Source organism: Citrobacter sp. Cpo012 (genome assembly GCF_030333015.1).
In the GTDB taxonomy this organism is placed as follows: Bacteria; Pseudomonadota; Gammaproteobacteria; order Enterobacterales; family Enterobacteriaceae; genus Citrobacter; species Citrobacter portucalensis.
In genome coordinates this window covers 366,608-387,689 of sequence record NZ_JAOWGR010000043.1, presented here as the reverse complement: position 1 = coordinate 387,689, position 21,082 = coordinate 366,608, and the positions used below count along the sequence as shown (strand labels likewise).

At 51.5% G+C, this 21,082-nt stretch carries 20 protein-coding genes; 9 read left to right on the top strand and 11 right to left on the bottom strand.

The genetic code is table 11. The annotated features are described in order from the left end of the window. The first annotated feature begins 30 nt into the window (after positions 1-30). From ahpF to OGX90_RS21690, 5 genes are all read left to right on the top strand, one after another. On the top strand, positions 31-1,596 hold the full coding sequence (gene ahpF / locus OGX90_RS21710) for an alkyl hydroperoxide reductase subunit F (protein WP_020996553.1): 1,566 nt from the start codon (positions 31-33) through the stop codon (positions 1,594-1,596). Positions 1,597-1,819: 223 nt separating this feature from the next. Continuing rightward, positions 1,820-2,374 (top strand): TorD/DmsD family molecular chaperone, encoded by a 555-nt coding sequence (locus OGX90_RS21705; protein WP_008784072.1) that lies wholly within the window; start codon positions 1,820-1,822, stop codon positions 2,372-2,374. Further along, the gene (locus tag OGX90_RS21700; RefSeq protein WP_048235898.1) at positions 2,371-4,641 is read left to right on the top strand and encodes a molybdopterin-dependent oxidoreductase; all 2,271 of its coding nucleotides are present in this window, start codon (positions 2,371-2,373) and stop codon (positions 4,639-4,641) included. The genes OGX90_RS21705 and OGX90_RS21700 overlap by 4 nt, the downstream gene beginning before the upstream one ends. Continuing rightward, complete coding sequence (locus tag OGX90_RS21695) at positions 4,638-5,195, top strand: 4Fe-4S dicluster domain-containing protein (RefSeq protein ID WP_008784074.1); 558 nt, start codon at positions 4,638-4,640, stop codon at positions 5,193-5,195. Before OGX90_RS21700 ends, OGX90_RS21695 begins: the two co-directional genes overlap by 4 nt. Continuing rightward, positions 5,195-5,962, top strand: coding sequence for a dimethyl sulfoxide reductase anchor subunit family protein (locus OGX90_RS21690; protein WP_071445768.1), 768 nt, complete (start codon positions 5,195-5,197; stop codon positions 5,960-5,962). Before OGX90_RS21695 ends, OGX90_RS21690 begins: the two co-directional genes overlap by 1 nt. Before the next feature lie 69 nt (positions 5,963-6,031). Here the strand turns inward: OGX90_RS21690 and uspG are convergent, their stop codons facing one another. Beyond that, positions 6,032-6,460, bottom strand: a complete 429-nt coding sequence (gene uspG, locus OGX90_RS21685; protein ID WP_003022101.1) for a universal stress protein UspG — start codon at positions 6,458-6,460, stop codon at positions 6,032-6,034. A 183-nt stretch (positions 6,461-6,643) separates the two neighbouring features. Next, a complete protein-coding gene (rnk, locus tag OGX90_RS21680) occupies positions 6,644-7,054 on the bottom strand; it encodes a nucleoside diphosphate kinase regulator (RefSeq protein WP_003831264.1) in 411 nt (136 codons plus the stop codon). 275 nt (positions 7,055-7,329) lie between these two features. Here rnk and OGX90_RS21675 point away from each other — a divergent pair, with 275 nt between their 5' ends. Both OGX90_RS21675 and OGX90_RS21670 read left to right on the top strand, forming a co-directional pair. Further along, the gene (locus tag OGX90_RS21675; protein ID WP_234692202.1) at positions 7,330-8,160 is read left to right on the top strand and encodes an alpha/beta fold hydrolase; all 831 of its coding nucleotides are present in this window, start codon (positions 7,330-7,332) and stop codon (positions 8,158-8,160) included. 96 nt (positions 8,161-8,256) lie between these two features. Beyond that, the gene (locus OGX90_RS21670) at positions 8,257-8,880 is read left to right on the top strand and encodes a flavin reductase family protein (RefSeq protein ID WP_286624673.1); all 624 of its coding nucleotides are present in this window, start codon (positions 8,257-8,259) and stop codon (positions 8,878-8,880) included. A 41-nt stretch (positions 8,881-8,921) separates the two neighbouring features. Here OGX90_RS21670 and rna read toward each other — a convergent pair whose 3' ends face one another. The 8 genes from rna to citC all read right to left on the bottom strand — a co-directional run bounded on the left by rna (position 8,922) and on the right by citC (position 16,576). After that, positions 8,922-9,728 (bottom strand): ribonuclease I, encoded by an 807-nt coding sequence (gene rna / locus OGX90_RS21665; RefSeq protein WP_212024107.1) that lies wholly within the window; start codon positions 9,726-9,728, stop codon positions 8,922-8,924. A 110-nt stretch (positions 9,729-9,838) separates the two neighbouring features. Beyond that, complete coding sequence (gene citT / locus OGX90_RS21660; RefSeq protein WP_003831271.1) at positions 9,839-11,302, bottom strand: citrate/succinate antiporter CitT; 1,464 nt, start codon at positions 11,300-11,302, stop codon at positions 9,839-9,841. A gap of 25 nt (positions 11,303-11,327) precedes the next feature. Further along, the gene (gene citG / locus OGX90_RS21655) at positions 11,328-12,233 is read right to left on the bottom strand and encodes a triphosphoribosyl-dephospho-CoA synthase CitG (RefSeq protein WP_003831272.1); all 906 of its coding nucleotides are present in this window, start codon (positions 12,231-12,233) and stop codon (positions 11,328-11,330) included. Next, complete coding sequence (gene citX / locus OGX90_RS21650; protein WP_234692203.1) at positions 12,202-12,756, bottom strand: citrate lyase holo-[acyl-carrier protein] synthase; 555 nt, start codon at positions 12,754-12,756, stop codon at positions 12,202-12,204. Before citX ends, citG begins: the two co-directional genes overlap by 32 nt. Positions 12,757-12,759: 3 nt before the next feature. Then, positions 12,760-14,292, bottom strand: coding sequence for a citrate lyase subunit alpha (gene citF, locus OGX90_RS21645; RefSeq protein ID WP_008784078.1), 1,533 nt, complete (start codon positions 14,290-14,292; stop codon positions 12,760-12,762). A 9-nt stretch (positions 14,293-14,301) separates the two neighbouring features. Further along, complete coding sequence (locus OGX90_RS21640) at positions 14,302-15,210, bottom strand: aldolase/citrate lyase family protein (RefSeq protein WP_003831275.1); 909 nt, start codon at positions 15,208-15,210, stop codon at positions 14,302-14,304. Further along, a complete protein-coding gene (gene citD, locus OGX90_RS21635) occupies positions 15,207-15,503 on the bottom strand; it encodes a citrate lyase acyl carrier protein (protein ID WP_003831276.1) in 297 nt (98 codons plus the stop codon). The genes OGX90_RS21640 and citD overlap by 4 nt, the downstream gene beginning before the upstream one ends. Continuing rightward, entirely contained in the window at positions 15,500-16,576 is a 1,077-nt protein-coding gene (gene citC, locus OGX90_RS21630; protein ID WP_234692204.1) for a [citrate (pro-3S)-lyase] ligase, read from the bottom strand. The genes citD and citC overlap by 4 nt, the downstream gene beginning before the upstream one ends. A 391-nt stretch (positions 16,577-16,967) precedes the next feature. Here citC and dpiB point away from each other — a divergent pair, with 391 nt between their 5' ends. Then, positions 16,968-18,629, top strand: a complete 1,662-nt coding sequence (dpiB, locus tag OGX90_RS21625; RefSeq protein WP_234692205.1) for a sensor histidine kinase DpiB — start codon at positions 16,968-16,970, stop codon at positions 18,627-18,629. Continuing rightward, on the top strand, positions 18,598-19,278 hold the full coding sequence (gene dpiA, locus OGX90_RS21620; RefSeq protein WP_003831279.1) for a two-component response regulator DpiA: 681 nt from the start codon (positions 18,598-18,600) through the stop codon (positions 19,276-19,278). Before dpiB ends, dpiA begins: the two co-directional genes overlap by 32 nt. A gap of 116 nt (positions 19,279-19,394) precedes the next feature. On the opposite strand, the gene dcuC is transcribed toward dpiA, so the two are convergent. Next, entirely contained in the window at positions 19,395-20,780 is a 1,386-nt protein-coding gene (gene dcuC, locus OGX90_RS21615; RefSeq protein ID WP_003022136.1) for an anaerobic C4-dicarboxylate transporter DcuC, read from the bottom strand. Positions 20,781-21,082: the final 302 nt, after the last annotated feature.

Here is a 21,082-nt window from a genome sequence, read left to right as displayed (position 1 = left end):
CATGATGATGTTTTCAGAGAGGGAAGAAGAATGCTCGACACAAATATGAAAACCCAGCTCAGGGCTTACCTTGAGAAACTGACCAAACCTGTTGAGCTGATTGCGACGCTGGATGACAGCGCTAAATCGGCAGAAATCAAGGAACTGCTGACTGAAATTGCTGAACTGTCAGAAAAAGTCACCTTCAAAGAAGACAATACTCTGGCGGTGCGTAAGCCATCGTTCCTGATTACCAATCCCGGTTCTCACCAGGGACCGCGTTTTGCCGGTTCTCCGCTGGGTCATGAGTTTACCTCTCTGGTGCTGGCGCTGTTGTGGACCGGTGGTCATCCGTCAAAAGAGGCGCAGACGTTGCTGGAGCAGATCCGCGATCTCGACGGTGATTTTGAATTTGAAACCTATTATTCACTTTCCTGCCATAACTGCCCGGACGTGGTGCAGGCGCTGAACCTGATGGCGGTGTTGAACCCACGTATCAAGCATACGGCGATTGACGGCGGTACATTCCAGAACGAAATCACCGATCGTAACGTGATGGGCGTTCCGGCGGTATTTATGAACGGCAAAGAGTTCGGTCAGGGGCGTATGACGCTGACTGAGATCGTGGCGAAAGTGGATACCGGCGCAGAAAAACGTGCGGCTGAAGAGCTGAATAAGCGCGATGCTTATGACGTATTGATTGTCGGTTCTGGTCCTGCAGGTGCGGCGGCAGCAGTGTACTCTGCACGTAAAGGCATTCGCACCGGTCTGATGGGCGAACGTTTTGGCGGTCAGGTCCTTGATACTGTTGATATTGAAAACTATATCTCAGTACCGAAAACTGAAGGTCAGAAACTGGCAGGTGCGCTGAAAGCACACGTTGATGATTATGATGTCGATGTGATTGACAGCCAGAGCGCGAGCAAACTCATTCCAGCAGCGCAGGAAGGCGGTTTGCATCAGATTGAAACGGCCTCCGGTGCGGTGCTGAAAGCACGTAGCATTATCATCGCCACCGGCGCGAAATGGCGCAACATGAACGTTCCGGGCGAAGATCAGTATCGCACCAAAGGCGTAACCTACTGCCCGCACTGTGATGGCCCGCTGTTTAAAGGCAAGCGTGTTGCAGTGATTGGCGGCGGTAACTCCGGCGTTGAAGCGGCTATCGACCTGGCAGGTATTGTTGAACATGTGACGCTGTTGGAGTTTGCTCCTGAAATGAAGGCCGACCAGGTGCTGCAAAATAAGCTTCGCAGTCTGAAAAACGTCGACATCATTCTGAATGCGCAAACGACAGAAGTGAAAGGCGATGGCAGCAAAGTTACTGGCCTGGAGTATCGTGACCGTGTGAGCGGCGATGTTCACAATGTGGAACTGGCAGGTATCTTTGTTCAGATTGGTCTGCTGCCGAACACCAACTGGCTCGAAGGCGCCGTTGAACGTAACCGTATGGGTGAAATCATCATCGATGCCAAGTGCGAAACCAGCGTGAAAGGCGTTTTCGCTGCCGGTGACTGCACCACCGTACCGTATAAGCAGATTATCATCGCGACCGGTGAAGGCGCGAAGGCCTCGTTAAGTTCGTTTGATTATCTGATTCGCACGACAGTAGCATAAAAAAAGTAAGACTCACCTGCAATGCCAAAACCGCCAGTCATCCGCTGGCGGTTTTTTATTTCCATACACTTAAATTGTCAATTCTTGAAACAATAAACCGTTTAAAACATTCACTTAATTAGCCTGATCATTATTTTCATCAAAGAAAGAGAGGGCGTTATCTTTATTATATTAACCTGCATTATTTTTTCATTTGTTGTGTGAATAAATGGTTGGTTAATTCATGGGTGAAATATATGAAACCCTGACGATCTTTGAATCGACAGGGTTATTGTTACGTGATTTTTTTATCTCTCACGATAGTTACACGCTGAAAGCGGCTTATTCAGCTTTAGATACAAATGCCTCAACGCTAACAGAGCAGGAGTGGCTGGAGGCGGAGTACGACTTCAATGCACTATTTGTTGGGCCGCAGACGCTAAAAGCCCCGCCGTTCGCTTCGGTATACCTTGAAGAAGATGCCCTCGTAATGGGTAAATCAACCTTAAGCATTCGGGAATTCATGGCAAATATAGGTCTATCTATAAACCATGTAAATAATATCCCGGATGATCATATTTCCTGCGTATTGGAATTAGCAGTTTTATTATCGGCTAATGCCAGGATATCAGCAGAATACCAGATCGTTATGACTCGATATGTAATTGAGTATATAGCGATGTGGATGCCCGCGTATATAGAAAAAATACATATAAATGCACAAACCGTTACGTTGAAAAACGTCGCGGAAAGGTTGTCTTTTTGGCTTGATGAATTAAACACGAGAGTATCAATATGAGTAATGAACCGGGAGTTCTGAACAGACGTTCATTTTTGAAAGGGTTGATTGCCCTTGGAACGGTGGCTGCCCTGCCAGGGGGATTGCTGACTTCACGCTGTGCATTGGCGCAACCGCCAATTCCGTTTAATCCCAAAACCTACAAAATCTATCGTAACGCCTGTCCACGTAACTGCTATGACACTTGTAGCCTGAAAACCTGGGTGAAGGATGACGTCATCACCTTTGTGGAAGGCGCGCCTGAATCAACGTTTACGCATGGAACTCCGTGTGTGAAGGGATTGAGCTATCCACGTAGGGTATACAGCCCGGACCGCATTAAATATCCGATGGTTCAGGATGTTCGCGGCAGCGGTAACTGGCGTCGTATCTCCTGGGATGAAGCAATGCAGCGCATTGCGACCAAGATGCTGGAGATTAAAAAGAAAGATGGTTCAATGTTGGGTCTGGCGCTGACCAAGTACTCAGGCAAATTTGGTGTATTGAACTATGCCGTTGAAGGGATGATGTCTTCACTGGGTTACACCACCCGTTTTGCCGGAACACCTTGCTGGCCAGCCGGTATCGACGCGCAAAACTACGACATGGGCGACATGTGGTGTAACGACCCGGAAGATATGGTGAAAGCCAAATACATTATTATCTGGGGCGCTAACCCGGCCTGGTGCTCTATGCACACCATGAAGTACATCTATCAGGCGCGGGAAAAAGGCGCAAAAGTGGTCGTTATCGATCCACTGTTAACCCAAACCGCTGCGAAAGCCGATCTCTATTTACGTGTTCGGCCAGGATCAGATGGCGCTCTGGCGCTGGGCATGGCACGCCACCTGGTGGACAAAGGATTGGTTGATCAGGATTTCGTTAACAACTATTCCCATGGTTATGCTGAATTTGAAGAGTATTTGCGTAATAACGTTACCGTAGAGTGGGCATCTGAAATTTGCGGGCTGTCGGCGGATGTTATTCGCCAGTTGGCGGAAGAATTTACCGCGGTTAACCCTGCTACCGTGTGGATTGGCTACGGCATGCAGCGCCATGTCAACGGCGGCGCTAACGTACGGGCTATCGATGCCTTTGTGGCAATGACCGGCAATATTGGCATTGAGGGTGGTGGCGCTCGCTACGGTCATTTGCATACCTGGGGCTTTAACTACAATGCCATGTTGCAGAAGCCACCGGTAGGCTCCATTGGGATGCCGGGGGCGGCGGGCACAACCAGCGAGTTTGGTTCTGCGGGGGAAGTCGCACAGTATTCCGATCGCTCGTTGAATATCAACCAGACCGCAAAGGGAATTCTGGAAGCCAATGAGCCGCCAGTCCGAATGCTTTGGGTTGCCTGTAAGAACCCGTTTGCTCAGGATTTTGATCGCAGCAAGATGGAAAAAGCATTCGAAAAACTGGAAATGGTGGTGTGCGCCGACCAGTTCTTTAACGAGACCGTCCAGCATGCCGATATCGTTTTGCCTGTCACCACAGCCTTTGAAGAGTGGAACGTAGACGCCTCATATTGGCACTACTGGCTCTCAATCAACCAGCCTGCAATTAAGCCAATGTATGAGGCAAAATGCGATCTGGAAATCGCCGTTTTACTTTCCCGCACAATCAACAAGCTGGAGCCGGGTTCTTGCACATTCCCGCAGGAGTTCGATCATAAGCGCTGGCTGGACCAGGAGTTCAATGACGGAATGGCCAAAATGTTTGGTATCTCCTCCTGGGATGATTTACTGGAAGGGCCGAAAAAAGCCATTCTGCCAAGTTCTGCGGCCTGGTATGACCGTAAGTTTAAAACGCCCTCTGGAAAGTTTGAGTTCAAATCTGAGCTGTGTGAGAAAAATGGTCATACGGCGCTGCCGGAATACAAACCGGAGGCAAAAAGCACGTTGCCATTCCACCTGTTTACGCCGCATGTCCAGTTCGGTATCCATTCCCAATTCATCAACCTTGACTGGATGCAGGTCTTCTATCCTGAACCGTTTGTTTATATGCACCCGGTTTCCGCCGGGAAAAGAGGCATCGCTGAAAATGACCTGGTGAAAGTGTTTAACACCGCAGGTGAGGTGGAGTTACGTGCGAAGGTAACCGCTAACGTTCCGGAGGATTTCCTGGTGATGTACGAGGCTTGGTTCCCGAAACGGAAATACAACGTTCAAAACGTAGTGGCGGATACTCCAGCCGATATGGGCTTGATGAAAACTGGTGCGCCAGGTGCGGCCATCCATAGTCAGTTTGCGGACATCATTTTGATCGATAAAGGAGCAGCGGCATGAGGCGCGCGTTTTTAGTTAATAGCGATAAGTGTATCGGCTGCCGTGGCTGTGCGATGGCGTGTAAGAGTTTTAACCAGCTGGAGCCAGAACGTTTCTGGCGCTACGTCTACCCGCTGGATAAAGAAATTTATCCGCATGAAGAGCGAGCGTTCTACTCGCTGGCCTGTAACCACTGCGAAAATCCGGCCTGCCTGGCGGCTTGTCCGGTAGAGGCGTACACCAAACGTGAGGATGGCGTTGTAGTGCATAACCCGGAACGTTGTATCGGATGCAAAAACTGTATTCGCAACTGTCCATACGGTGCGCCGCGCTTTAATGAAGAGACGAAAAAAGCAGAAAAATGCAGCATGTGCTATGAGCGTCTTGATGTTGGCATGCAGCCGGCGTGCGTGAATGCCTGTCCGGTAGGTGCGCTGACGCTTATCGATCTGGATGCCGATCCTATACCTGATAATGCGGTGCAGTATCCGCCGGGATTCCCGCGTATGCCGCAGCTTAATCCTGGCACGCGTTTTATCCTTGCGCGTCAACCAAAGCAGCCGGAGGCCAAGTAATGGAAAAGTATGAACTTCCTCTGGTCATTTTTACCGTATTAAGCCAAATGTCGGTTGGGATCACGCTCATTCTGACGCTGCGTGTGCTGCAAGGAAAACTGGAGAGCAAGCGCCTGTACTGGCTGGTAAGTGGACTGGTTCTGGCGGCGGCGTCCGTGGCGGCGATATTACACCTTGCGCATCCGGATCGCGCCTACGATGCCTTGATCAACCTGCAGCACGCCTGGCTGAGCCGAGAGATTCTGGGCGCCACTTTATACGGTGCAGCTGTCGGGGTGACGTTTTTGGCAAAAGGGCACAAAGCACCAGCTGTTCTGGCCTCTGTTCTCGGTATCGCACTGGTGGCGGTACAGGGGATGACCTATGCCGCCCCGGCAATGGTGGCGATTGCCAACGGTCTGACAATGCTGTTGTTCTTCATCACGGTGTGGGTGATGGGGTGTGCTGCGATTCCACTGCTTAACCTCGCACCTGCCGTTGCTGCATTGCGCCAGGGGATTGTCGTGTGTATGGCAGTCATGATCGCCGCACCCATTATCTGGCTAAGCGGTGGCACCATCATGCAGATGACGGCGCATGCCTGGCTGACGTCGCCACTTTATCTGGCGAGTCTGGTGTGTCTGGCGGTGGCCTTTGTGCTTAGCCGTCAGGGCGAGCGTCGCGCAAAAGCGCTTTTCGCCCTGCTGTTTGTTGGCATATTCCTGAGCCGTCTGACGTTTTTTGGCGATACGATCAGCTCCATCGTGAATATCGGCCATTTGTATTAATCGTGAGGTAATAAAAACCCCTGTCAGGCGTTAACCTGGCAGGGGTTTTCTTTAGCAAATCAGTGGCTGTTAACGAACAACCAGCACTGGCAAAGTCGCGTGTCGAACAACGCTGGAAGCGTTAGAGCCGAGCAGATGGGTGCTGATTGATGGGTTACGCGACCCAATGACAACGACATCCGCATTCAACTCTTCACCCAACTCGTTGACCACGTCACGGACGCTGCCAAAGCGGACGTGTTGCTTAATACGGGAAGGATCGATGCTGAAGTGACCGACCATCGTTTGCAGACGGGTTTCCGCTTCGTGTTGCAGATGCTCTTCAAAACGACGGACATCGGCTGCAAAGCGGTGCAGGCTTAAGCTCGCTGAGCCTGGCAGCACATGCAGTAGATGGATAACCCCTTTATCCTGGGCCAGAAATTCTGCATGGCGAATAGCCTTGTCGCTCAGTTCCATTTCGAATACATCAACTGGCATTATGATTGTGTTGTACATAAACATTCTCCTTGTCATTACATGAACACATAACAGCATAGTATTAAAAATGATTCTGTCAGTCACGACACAGATTTATGTTTTGCGAACAGGAAAGAAAGCGAGGAGCAGGGAGATCTAACCGGAAAGAGGATGCGGATGCATCCCCTGTAAGATAAAGCGAGTGGCTTTGATAAGACAGAGTTAGCGCAGGTAGTCGCCTGCAGCTTCAGGCTGGTACTCAAGCTCGATAACTTCGAGGTGTGTTGAGGTCCCGCCTGGCAGTTCCCAGTGAATGGTATCACCAACGCGCAGCCCCAGAAGTGCAGCGCCGACAGGTGCCATTACCGAAAGCTGTGTGTTGCTGTCAGTCATAGTGGCCGGATACACCAGGGTACGCACACGGACTTCGCCATCACTCAGATTGCGGAATTTCACGCGGCTGTTCATGGTCACGACGTCGTGCGGCATGGTTTCTGGAGAACACATTTGGGCACGATCCAGCTCGGCGTTAAGGGCGTCGGCAATCGGTAAACCAGCAAACGCAGGTTGCTCCAACAGGCGGTCAATGCGTTCCGCATCGAGGTCGTTAATGATGATAGTTGGTCTGGACATTTATTACTCCATGTCGTCGATACTGCGGGTGCGCAGGTAAATAATCCCAAAAGAAAACCCTCACCGTCAGGCGGCAAGGGTTTAGCTTTTATGATGATACTGAGACTTACCCCATGTTTGAAGTGATTTAGTTCACATTCAGGTAAATCATCAACATTGTCGCATATGGTGTGATTTTAGCCGAAAAACGTGATCGTTCTCCAATTTGCATTATGCTTTTTAAGCGCTCGCTGCGGGCGCGTCAAACAACTCAGTGTTCCGCGACAGGAGATCTCATGAGCCAGTACGACAAACTTACCTTGAAAGACGGCAGCTATTTGCATTTTAAAGACTGGGGAAGTGGACAACCTATTGTGTTTAGTCACGGTTGGCCGCTGACGGCAGATGCGTTTGAAGATCAAATGCTGTTCCTTGGATCGAAAGGATTTCGTGTGATCGCCCATGACAGGCGCGGACATGGGCGTTCGGCCCAACCCTGGGATGGACATCATATGGATCAGTATGCTGACGACCTGGCTGAACTTACCGCGCATCTCAATCTTAAAGATGCCGTACATGTTGGGCACTCTACCGGCGGTGGGGAAGTGGCTCGTTATATTGGCCGGCATGGGACGCAGCGGGTGGCAAAAGCGGTGTTAATTGGCGCGGTGACGCCCATTATGATCAAGACTGACTTTAACCCAAATGGCGTGCCGAAAGAGGTATTCGATGGCATCCGTGAGGGGGTTGTGAACGATCGCGCCGCCTTTTTCTATGAGCTGACCGCTGCATTCTATGGCTACAATCGTCCTGGCGCAAAAGAGTCGAAAGCCGTCAGGGAAAGTTTTGTTGAACAAGGTTTACAGGGTTCCATCAAAGCGTTGTACGACTGTATACACGCGTTTTCGGAAACAGATCTGCGTGAAGACCTCAAAAAGATGACCATCCCGACGCTAGTGATCCACGGTGATGACGATCAGATTGTCCCGTTTGATACCTGCGGAAAGGTCGCGGCGGAAATGCTGCCGGACTCGCAGTTAAAGGTATATGTCGGCGGCTCGCATGGCATCTGCACCACCCATAAGCAACAGATCAACGGTGACCTGCTCAACTTTATTCAGTCGTAATCGTTGGCAGATTGTTCTACGCTGATCTTCTTTTTCCAGGGGGATGAGCGAAGCATAATTTGTGCTGCGCTGACGTTAACTTCAACAGGGAACGCTATGTATTTCTATCAACCGTCACAGGGACACGGCTTACCGCATGATCCGCTAAATGCCATCATTGGACCGCGCCCGATTGGCTGGATTGCGTCGCGTGACAGCAACGGTCGGCACAATCTGGCACCATACAGTTTCTTTAACTGTTTTAACTATCATCCGCCGATTATCGGTTTCGCCAGCAGCGGCTGGAAAGACAGCGTGCAGAATATTATCGAAACCGGTGAATTTGTCTGGAACCTGACGACTCTTGAGCTGGCCACTGCGATGAACGAAACGTCAGCCAGCTTGCCGCACGGTGAGGACGAGTTTTTTGCCGCCGGGCTTAGCAAGGCAGATAGCCGGATAGTCAACGTGCCGCGCGTGGCGCAAAGCCCGGTCAATTTCGAGTGTCGCTTATCGCAAAGCCTGCAACTGACTACCGCTGATGGCTCACCGGTTGATACCTGGATGGTGTTGGGAGAAGTGGTAGGCATTCACATAGATGAAACGCTCCTGGAAGACGGCATCTATCAGACGGCGAAAGCGAAACCGGTACTGCGTGCAGGTGGGCCAACGGCGTATTATTCGATCAGTGAAACACATCGTTTTGATTTAGTTCGCCCGGACGCCCGTGCAAAACGCTAAGTTTACGGACCGACGCCAGCTCGCAGCGTCGGTCGCAAGTTTCAGTATCCCACTTTGTCGATAATAAACTGTTTACCGCAGCTACCCGGATGCGGTTGCGGTAAGAATGACTGGGCAGATAACGTCTGGTTGATGTTGTCGGCTTTCAGGGATAACTGGATCTCAGTGAGATACGCTGGATTGCCGTGGCAGCTTAGCTTCACAGCTTTGACGTTCTCTTTGCCCCAGCTTTTGGCAACGGCGGCGTCAAATGCGTTACGGTTGACGGTTTTGCCGTAGTTTTCCGCCAGGAATTTGCCCACCTCGCTGTTCTTAACCTCATTATTCAGCCGTACCATCGTGCCGAAGTACGCGTCGGGATCAAAACCGAAACACGCGCCATGTTTGGCATACTCGTAACGTTCCAGACAGGATCTCCCTCCAGCGCCGGGCATTACGGCGCTGAGTTTTGCCGCGCTTTCCAGCGACAGCCCGGTTTCGGGGGCCGCGCATTTACGGCTGGCGCGGGCTTCAGGCAGGTTGGGAATAGGGCGAGTCGCGCAGCCAAAACGCATCCAACGGCGATTGTCTACTCCACGGGCAGCAATGGATTTAGGCAGGCTGGGCCATAAACCGTGAACGGTCAGGAAATCAGCTTTGTCTGCGCTCTCTTTTTGCAAACGACATTCGTCAGGCTCCTGACGATTACGCTCGTGTTGGCTCTGACAAAATCCGGTTTGCCAGGAGAGAGCCAACACGTAGCTGTCAAAATCAGCGTACTGTTTTGCCTGAAGTTCATCGGCCTGAGCTGCAGAAACTGGTAGCAGGAGTGCTGCCAGCAACGAAGAATAACGCCATGTTGATGTCATGATGATTTCGGACACTTATATAAATTCTGAATATCATCTATTTAATCATAAAAAATGCCAGTCAGGTTTAGCTGACTGGCATCATTTTCATCAGGCATGAACGGGAATGATTAGCTCCACATTGCCAGAATCGGCCAACCGACCAGCAGAAGCATAGCGATGTAGATAACGCCGAAGATAGCACCCAGACGCCAGTAGTCTTTGGACTTCACATAACCACAGCCGTAGATGATAACGCCAGGGCCTGTTGCATATGGAGTCAGACAGCCCATGATACCGATGGACAGTACCAGCAGGATACACAGGTGTTCCATTGGCACGCCCGGGATACCTTTACCGACGGCCAGAATAACCGGCAGCATGGTGGCGGTGTGAGCGGAAAGGCTGGCAAACAGGTAGTGAGCAAAGTAGAACACCAGCACCAGAACGATCACGGTCGCGTTAGGCGAGAAGCCTTCCAGGTGCGTGCTCATAGTGTTGGCGAACCAGTCGATGAAGCCTGAACGGGTTAAACCATTCGCCATAACGACCAGCGTGGCGAGGTTAACCAGAGTGTTCCATGCGCTGTTATAACGGGTAATGTCTTTCCACGGTACAACGTGCAGCGCCAGCATCAGGGAAACAGCCAGCAGGCCCACTGCGGTTGCATCAATTAGTTTACCACCGAAGACCCACAGACCCAGACTGAGCAATACCAGACCGATCAGCGTTATCTCTTTACGGGTAAGTTTACCCATGCCTTTCAGTTCATCACCGGCCCAAGCGGCAACTTCAGCACTGTGAGTAACTTCTGGTTTGTACAGAACGTATGACAGCCACGGAGCAACGATCAGCAAAATAATACCGACCGGCAGGAAGCTGAGGAACCACTGCAACCAGCTGATTTGAATACCGGCAATTTTGTTGACGAATTCCAGACCCAGCACGTTAGGCGCAGCGCCGGTCACGAACATCGAGGAACTCAGGCTGGTACTGATGACCATCATCCACATCAAATATCCACCGATACGGCGCGCGGAAGGATCGTTCGGGAATGATTTAAACAGCGGCGGCAGGTTTTTGATAACCGGGAATACGGTGCCACCGGTACGCGCAGTGTTAGATGGAGTAAACGGTGCCAGCAGAATGTCGATGATAACAATCGCATAGCCCAGCGTCAGGGTACGTTTACCCATGAATTTCACCAGGAACAGCGCGATACGACGACCCAGACCGGTGACTTCATAACCCAGTGCGAAGATAAACGCACCAAACACCAACCACACGGTGGTGCTGGAGAAGCCAGCCAGACCCCATTTCAGCGCTTGCTTACCCGCTTTAAACGCCGGGTCGGCCAGTTCTGAAGCATCAAACAGCAGATAGTTGCTGCCGATAACGCAGATCGTTACGGCGATAAAGCTGATCGCTGTTGCCGGAATTGGCTCCAGGATCATACCGACGATCATCGCCACAAACACGGCAAAGTAGTGCCAGGCCTGTGGAGGCATTCCATCAGGGACGGGGATAAGAAACATGACACCCATGACGACCAGGGGGGCCAATAACTTCCATATTTTATCTTTTGCTAAAGACATGTGTGTGATTCTCCGGAAAGGATCTTTAATTGTGATAATGATGAACTTGTGAAATCTGAGCTAAGAACCAGGTGACGATCAGCAGATCGGCGCAGCCTCCGGGACTGAGGTTGCGTTCAATGCACTGTTGGTCGAACTGGTGTAGATATTCGAGATCGGCAGGGGTACGAATCCCCCCTTGCTGCATCAGGGCGGTGGCCTGCTGCTGTAGCCAACGCAGACCTTCTGCGCCGCCACGTGAAGCCACGTTGGTGTCGCCGTTGATAGACATCAGCAGCAATAATGTGTCGAGTAACGCCAGTTCAGGGTCGCGGCCCTGAGTCAGCAGTGCGCGGTAGTGCGGCAGGGCATGCTGGATGACTAGCGGATATCCCGCTTCGGCTTCGCCCCGTGCGCCGGTTAATCCCAATTGCTGATAAAGACGTTGGCCAGCCGTGAGTTGTTGATTGTTCTGGCGCAGTTCGCGCTCGGTCAGGCCACGGCAAAATGTTGCTGCTGTAGAGCAAATGGTTTCAGCGGTAACAGTGAGTTGGAGCTGGTGCAGGCGGCCAATGGCGGCACACAGCAGTCCGAGTGAAAAGATGCTCCCTTTATGGGTGTTCACCCCGGCGGTGGCGCGGAACATATCGGCTTCGCAGGCCATGCCCAGCGGGCGCAGTCCTTTCAATACATCTTCAGGCGATAGCTGTGCGCTAAACGCCCCATATTCAATAAAACGTGGCAGCCATGACTGAATCGCTTCAGCGCTGCGATGAAAATCTTCCAACGCCATATCTTTATGCGCGCCGTTGTTAATACGATCTACCAGACCGGGTTTGGGCGACAGGTTGACTTCAGTCAACATGGCGCGCCACGCAAGCGTTGCGTAAGCATCAGGCAGATCCAGAGGAAGGACTGCGTTATTGGTTGATGTTGCGGGAATCGGCATCATGCAGCAGTGCCTCCATCTGAGTGAGTAAGTCGGAAAGCGCGTGGGTTTTACCCCGCGCACAGTCGGCAGCACTTTGCTCGCACAGCAGACAGCGGCGGGCAGGGAGTGCGAAATGACGCCGGGACAGAATTTCCCCTTCAGGGGTCAGGACATCGATATCCCATAGCCGTCCCAGCGGGTGTGAATGCTCAAGTTCAATTGTGGCGAGCTTGAGGTCGTGGGCCGGAGCCTCAATAGACAAAAGACCTTCTGGACCGCTGGCAGAAACCAGCGCTGTTTGCTCCCTGACAATCCAGGTGGATTGTTTCGCCAACGCGAGCAAGGCGGTTACGCCGTGATTAAAGATACGACGGGTTAATTCGCTGTCTTTAATCGGTCCCGGTGCGACGACGGTAAACGAGACCAGCGGCGCAGAGTGGCGTGTCAGCCACTCCTGTTGCCTTGCCTGTCTCTCATCGCGGCTGGCTAGCAGCTCGGGAATGGAAACCGCGTGTTGGGTGGCGTTTTCAGGGAGCAGGTGCATGGTTTATTCCTTCACCTGATGCACAACGTCAATCACTGAACCATCGCGGTAACGCACAACGGCAATCACGCGGTCAGTGAATTCGATAGCGCGTGGCTGACCGGTGAGCTGCTGTGCACGTTCGCGCAGCCATTCAATGGACACCACTTTCATACCGGCTTCTTTCAGACGTTCTGCCAGTTCCGGACGTGCAGGGTTGACGGCGATACCGTGGTCAGTGACCAGAATGTCAACGCTGGAGCCTGGGGTTACGCAGGTCAGCACGTTATCAACCAGGGTCGGGATGCGTCCGCGAACCAGCGGCGCGACGATGATAGACAGCGCAGCGGCAACCGCGGTATCGCAGTGACCACCGGATGCGCCGCGCAGTACGCCGTCAGAACCGGTCAGTACGTTGACGTTGAAGCTGGTATCAACTTCCAGCGCGCTGAGCACCACGACGTCCAGACGATCGACGGATGCGCCTTTTGAGCCCCAGTTGGCATACTGGTTGGCACTGATCTCAATGTGGTTTGGATTGCGGGCCAGCGATTCTGCGGCGTTACGGTCAAAACTCTGAACGTCCAGCAGTTTGCGAATCAGGCCTTTTTCGTGCAGGTCAACGATGGTAGCGGTAATGCCGCCCAGCGCGAAGTCGGCACGGATATCGCGGCTGCGCATTTTGTCTTCCAGGAAACGCGTAACGGCCAGAGAGGCGCCGCCGGTTCCTGTCTGCAGTGAGAAGCCTTCGTTGAAGTAGCCGGAATTAGCAATGACCTCAGCCGCGCTACGGGCGATTAACAGTTCACGCGGGTTGGTGGTCATGCGGGTCGCATCGGCACCAATTTTGTCCGCATCGCCGACCTGATCGATCTGCACGATCAGATCTACCTGATCCTGCGTAATGCTGGCCGGGTTATGCGGATAGGTCAGCAGCTGTTCAGTCAGCAGGACAACCTGTTTCGCGTTTTCGGCGTCTACGCGGGCATAGCCCAGTGAGCCGCAGCACGCTTTACCGGTATAACCGTTGGCGTTGCCAAACTGGTCGCAGGACGGCACGCCGAGGAACGCCACATCAATGCTGAGCTCGCCACTTTGCACCAGGTGCACACGGCCACCGTGGGAGTGAATTTGTACCGGTTCGGCTAGCAGGCCACGTGAGATTTCTTCCGCCAGCGGACCACGCAGACCGGAGGTATAAATGCGGCTGACCACGCCCTGACGGATGTGCTCAACCAGTGGAGCATGGCAGTCGCTCAGAGAGCTGGAGGCCAGCGTCAGATTTTTAAAGCCCATATTGGCGATGGCGTCCATCACCAGGTTAATCGTCAGATCGCCACCACGAAAAGCGTGGTGGAAAGAGATAGTCATACCATCCTGTAAACCTGAACGACGAATAGCGTCTTCCAGGTTAGCGCACAGCTTTTTGTCGCGCGGTTTTTGCGCCTGCAATTCTACTTTTGCGGTGCTCTGATAAGCGGAAAGCTCACTTTCTGCATGACGGCTCCAGGTCGCCACGCGATCCTGGCGTTGAGACTGTTCGATTTTCTGCGTCATTTTTTTGCCTTATTCTTCGCGAATGCCGGAAAGTTCTGCACGGGAGATAACCAGAAGGGCGCGCTCGATAACCGGGCTGTCGACCATTTTGCCGTTCAGGGAAACTACGCCACGACCTTCGCGAGCAGCGGCTTCAGCGGCTTCCACAACCAGACGGGCGTGAGCCAGTTCTTTGCGCGTTGGGGCGTACAGGTTGTGCAGGAGTTCGATCTGGCGCGGGTTGATGAGCGATTTGCCGTCAAAACCCAGTTGCTTGATATGTGCGGCTTCGTGCAGGAAACCCGCTTCGTTGTTGGCATCGGAATACACGGTGTCGAACGCCTGAATACCGGCAGAACGTGCAGCCTGCAAAATAGAGCAGCGGGCAAACAGCAGTTCAGTACCTTCCGGTGAGCGCTCAGTGCGCAGGTTACGTACATAGTCTTCCGCACCCAGGGCAATACCGATCAGACGTTCGGAAGCATGGGCAATTTCTACCGCGCGGGTAATGCCTAACGGCGATTCGATGGCGGCTAACAGACCGGTGCTGCCTGGCTCACGGCCACAGGCGTTTTCGATACGCAGAATTTCGCTTTCGATGTCGATGACATCCTGCGCGGTATCGGTCTTCGGTAAACGTACGATGTCAGCACCGCCACGTACCACGGCTTCAAGGTCGTTGATACCCCATTCGGAGTCGAGGGCGTTTACACGCACGATGGTTTCAACGTCGTGATACAGCGGATGCTGCAGCGCGTGGTACACCATGCGGCGAGCGGTATCTTTTTCACGCAACGCGACGGAGTCTTCCAGGTCGAACATCAGTGCATCTGCCGGGTAGATGAACGAGTTGCTGACCATGGCGGCATTGGCGCCCGGTACGAACAACATGCTGCGGCGAGTACGAGTTTTACGTTGTTGCAAAGATTCGGAAATCACTGGCAATCCTCCCATGGCAGTGCCGGAATACCGCCAGCGCGGGCCAGTAGTGCTTCCAGTCGCGCACGTAAAATGCAGTCCAGTGCGCCTTTATCATCAACATTCAATTGCACGCCGCGTACGTTGTAGCGGGACAGAACGTCCAGAATGGTGGCCCGGATGGCATCACCGAACTGCTTTTCGACGCTACTGTTAACCTGCAGGTCAATATCCTGCGAATCGAGTGGGGCGATGCGAATCATCACATCACCGGACTCGAGTGTGCCTGCGACGGCTGCCTGGTTTATTTTCATTTTTCACCTGTTGCTAATGCGGGGGTATTTTGGCGGACTGCCGCACCCGATGAGGCTCGCTCAACCATGCTTTGCAGATACTGCAGCGTGGCGTCAGGGACCAGGGATGCGATAGCCGTGAGATCTTTTTTAACCAGCAGCTTGCGCACCCAGGAGGCGGAAATCGGCATCTCCTGGAAGCACAGCCGCTCAATTTCCACCAGTTCAATCGGCGGGGCGGGAAGCGTTGGGGTCTCCAGCCAGTAACGCATGTCGTTGTTATACTGGGAGGTGACGGTGCAATACGGCTCAGTACCGACGAAGCGGTGCGTGACGCCGAGAGCCGGAGCCAGATACTGGCGGAAGATTTTCAGGTCTATTTCGGTGTAGCAGTGGTTAATAACGCTCTGTTCTTTGATGAAGTAACACGGGAACGTGGCGCGGGAAATGATGTACTCCGAACCGCGATGCACGGTTAAACGTGGAATGTCTTTTGTTCCTTTAAGCACCAGATCCAGGCGGTCTTCATACGGAAAACGTGAGGTATCTTCTTTCACCAAAAACAGATGCAGCCAGTCACATTGCGCGGCCGCCTGTTGGATCAGAAAACGGTGTCCGTTGGTGAAGGGGTTGGCGTTCATGACGATACAGCCAATTTTTTTCCCATCATGACGCTGTTTTGCCAGTGATTCGGCGTAGCGTTTCAGACGTGTGGTGCTGTTTTCCATCAATACCATAATGCCGGGAACGCTGGTGAGCGTAGAAAAACCGCACTGTTTAAACAGCGATTCGTACTCGGTTTTGGTATAGATGAAGAGGTGTGTACAATGGCGTTCATAGGCAAGGTTGATTAACTCAGTCGCCAGCGTCAGCGCTAAACCCTCGCCGCGGACAGATTCACAGATTGCGACACACTTAATAATATTCCCAGCGATACCACCGCAGGCAATCAGACGGTCGTCACGGGTGACGGTGATAAATACTTCGACGCTCGTATCTACGCTCAAATCATTCTCTTTCAGAAATTGCGCGATAGCCGCCATCTTTTTATTTTCTGAGCGTTTAACTTGCGTGAATATATTATTACCGAACATAGTGAATAGAGCCCCGATGCTATATTTGTTACTGGGTTTCTGTTTTTGTTGCTCTGTTTAGCAACCTGATAACGTTTTGTTTGCAATTGAAGGGAATGGTTTTTTATTACGGAGTATTTCTTTTTTTCCCTGCTGCATACATCGTAAGGGGTATTTTGGAGGTAATTTTTGATTTATTTCACAATAAGTTAGAAGGTTTTAATGTGTTTTATGGTTTTAAGTTTTTTAATTAATTTAACCCTAAAATAAGGTGTGGTTTTAATTTGTTTAATTGATTTAAGGTGGGGAATCTGCAACGATCTTGTTTTATACCATAACGTGTAAATAGAACATTTTAATTACAACTACAATGAGAAATTAGTTTTAGTTAACGTCGGTGAGGAAAAATGTGATGGCAGAACAGAAAAATAAAACACGGTTTCCTTTTTTCCGCAGTCTGGCGTTTCCTTTACGTATCTTTCTGCTCATTCTGGTCGTTTCTGTTTTTATCATTGCCGCCCTGGCACAATACTTCACCGCCAGCTTTGAAGATTATCTGGCAACGCATGTCCGCGATATGGCAATGAATCAGGCCAAAATCATCGCCTCTAACGACAGTATCATCACAGCGGTTAAGCATCGTGATTACAAGCGGTTGGCGACGATTGCCGACAAACTGCAGAGCGGAACTGACTTCGACTATGTGGTTATCGGGGATACCAACTCCATTCGTCTATATCATCCGAACCCGGAAAAGATTGGCTATCCGATGCAGTTCACCAAACCCGGTGCGCTGGAAAAAGGCGAGAGCTACTTTATTACCGGTAAAGGGTCCATCGGGATGGCAATGCGCGCTAAAACGCCCATCTTTGATGACGATGGCAAAATCATTGGCGTAGTCTCAATTGGTTATCTGATCAGCAAAATCGATAGCTGGCGATCGGACTTCTTACTTCCGATGGCCGGCGTGTTTATCCTCCTGTTGCTGGTACTTATGCTGCTCTCCTGGTTTTTCGCTGCCCATATTCGTCGGCAGATGTTGGGTATGGAACCGAAACAAATTGCGCGTGTGGTACGTCAGCAGGAAGCGTTGTTCAGCTCGGTATATGAAGGATTGATTGCCGTGGATCCTGATGGATATATCACCGCAATAAACCGCAGTGCGAGGAAAATGCTGGGGCTGTCTTCACCTGGGAGAAAGTGGCTTGGAAAACCGGTGAGTGAGGTGGTTCAGCCAGCGGACTTTTTCACCCAACAGATTGCGGAAAAACGACAGGACGCGATGGTCAACTTTAATGGACTGAGCGTTATCGCCAACCGTGAGGCGATTCGCTCCGGTGACGAACTGCTTGGGGCAATCATCAGTTTTCGTAGTAAAGATGAAATTGCTACTCTTAATGCGCAGTTAACGCAAATCAAACAGTATGTAGAGAGCCTGAGGACGCTGCGTCATGAGCACCTGAACTGGATGTCGACCATCAATGGTCTGCTGCAAATGAAAGAGTATGACAAGGTTCTGGCCATGGTGCAGGGGGAATCCCAGGCGCAACAGCAACTGATTGACAGCCTGCGCGGCGCGTTTGTCGATCGTCAGGTAGCCGGTCTGTTGTTTGGCAAGGTGCAGCGCGCGCGGGAACTGGGTCTCACCATGACTATTGTTCCGGGCAGCCAACTGCATCAACTCCCCGAGGGGCTGGATAGCACAGAGTTTGCAGCAATTGTTGGCAATCTGCTTGATAATGCATTTGAAGCGAGCTTGCGCACCCAGCAAGGCAACAAGGTCGTCGAACTCTATTTGAGCGATGAAGGGGATGACGTGATCATCGAAGTTGCCGATCAGGGATGCGGTGTGCCGGAAGCATTGCGTGAAAAAATATTTGAACAGGGTGTGAGCACCCGTACCGATGAACCAGGTGAACATGGCATCGGTTTGTATCTTATTGCTAGTTATGTGAGGCGCTGTGACGGGGTGATTACGCTCGAAGATAACTCCCCCTGCGGCACCTTATTTTCTTTATTTCTTCCGAAAGTGAAAAAAAACAATGACGGAACCATTAACGCTATTGATCGTTGAGGATGAAACGCTACTGGCGGAAATGCATGCTGAATATATCCGCCATATACCTGGCTTCAGCCAGATTTGGCTGGCGGGTAATCTTGCGCAGGCGAGGATGATGATTGAGCGTTTTAAGCCCGGTTTGATTCTGCTCGATAACTACTTGCCGGACGGCAAGGGAATTACCTTATTGCATGAGCTAACCCAGGCGCGTTATCCGGGCGGTGTGGTGTTTACCACGGCGGCCAGCGACATGGAAACAGTCTCCGAAGCTGTGCGCAGCGGCGCGTTCGATTACCTGGTCAAACCCATTGCCTACGAGCGGCTGGGGCAGACCCTGACGCGTTATCAACAGCGTCGACGCATGTTGGCGGGTAATGATAGCGCCAGTCAAAAGCAGATAGATGAGATGTTTAATGCCTACGCGCGGGGCGAGCCGAAAGGGGATTTACCGACCGGGATTGATGCCTTAACGCTGAATGCAGTGCTGAAATTATTCGCCGATCCGACGGTACACCATACAGCAGAAACGATCGCCCAGGCGCTCACCATCAGCCGAACGACTTCCAGACGCTACCTGGAGTACTGTGCCAGCCGTCATTTGATTATTGCGGAGATTATTCACGGTAAGGTGGGTAGGCCGCAGCGTATCTATCACGGCGGCTAAATGCTGATTTCTGACGTAGGCCGGATAAGATGCTTTAGCATCGACATCCGGCAACGTTGCAATCGAAATGCCGGATGCGGCGTGAATACCTTATCCGGCCTACATTTCTCTGAGTATCAGCCGCCAACGACGGCTGAAGAAGAACCTGGTACCATCACTTCAGTTGCGATAATCACAACCAACAACCCAACCAGAACCGGAACCGAGGTACGTTTCACCACTTCGAACGGAGAAATCTTCGCCATACCAGCAACAGCAACCACCACGCCGGAGACCGGGGAGATTGTGCGTCCAAGGTTTGACGCCTGCAGCATCGGGATAACAAGGTAAGCTGGGTTAATGCCGGAGGAATGCGCCAGCTTAGGGATCATCTCAACGAAGGCATAGAACGGGGCGTTACCGGAACCCGTAGTCATTGCCGCCAGCATAGTCAGGATCACCAGCACCATCATCAGAATAATGCTCGCCGAACCAAACGAGGTAGCGATAGAAATCAGACTCTGAATAAAGCCGATTGTGCTCAGGCCCTGGGCAAAAACACCCGCAGCGACTAACAACATCACCACGTTAGCAAAGGCATCCGCCATGCCACGGTAAGCGACTTCCAGACCAGAGAAAACCTTTTGGGTGTTGAACCCACGTACGAACTCCAGAATAGCCGCGATGAGCATGCACAGAACCAGAATCGTAATGATATGCAGCTGTGGACCCCATTTACCATCAAAAATCAGGACGCCAACAATCGGGGTAAACGGCAGAATGGCGTAAAATGACGGAGCAGTCGTGGTGATTTCAGCCACATCTAACATTTCATGAGAAATGTTCTCTTTTTTATCCAGAAAACGCTGCCAGAAAAAGTGGGCAATCGCCATAGCAATGATGGCGGCAATGGAAATTGGCAGCGTGGTTTTAAAGGCGAAATCGATCAGCGGCATTTCCGCAGCTTTTGCCGCCAGCACCACATCACCGGATGTTGGTGAAAGAATAATTGCAGCAGGGGAGGCACAAATGGCCGCTGCGGCGCCACGGCTGATCCCAACGTTAACCATGACCGGGAACAGTGTTGCCATCAGCAATACGCCCAGACCGGTTGCTGACGAAACCGCCAGTGACATCAGGCAGGCGACAAAATAGGCGGCAATCATTAGCAGATAAGGTGAGTTGATGTATTGCAGAGGCTTGGAGGCCAGCTTAACGACCATATCGTTCGCGCCAATGTGGGTCATATAAGCGGCAAAACCACACAGCATCATGATCATCATGCCGAGATCGCCACCACGGCTCATCAGCAAAATTTTAATATATTCAACAATGTCTGTTGCCGTATAGCCCGTTGATGCCGCGCTGGACGGCAAAACTTTATGCCCCATCAGCGCACTGATAATCAGCAAAACCAGACCACCAACAAACAGTACGCCTGTCGCGGAATAACCTTTAATGATGTAGCGCGCTACACCCACAATAACCACAACCCCAATAAGGAGTTCAATAAATGTCAACATCGTTTCCCCTGTCGCATTGCTGCCCAGAAAGTAAAAAAACTAAAAAAAGTAAAAAGTGGTGACAGAATGTGCCTAATAAACCGATAACTCTTGCTGATTAAAATCAATAAAAATACGGATTCAAGCGATGGTTAAGCCGTTTTTTCAGCATCGCGGTTTAAAAAAGAATCTCACAATAAGAAACTGTGAAGCGCAGCGCTGATGTGTGTGTTTTGTGGCGATGATGAATATTAATTGTTAATTTATTGTGATGGCATTTAACTTTTTTCGCAGGAAAGAACAATTTATTGGCAATAAAGAGA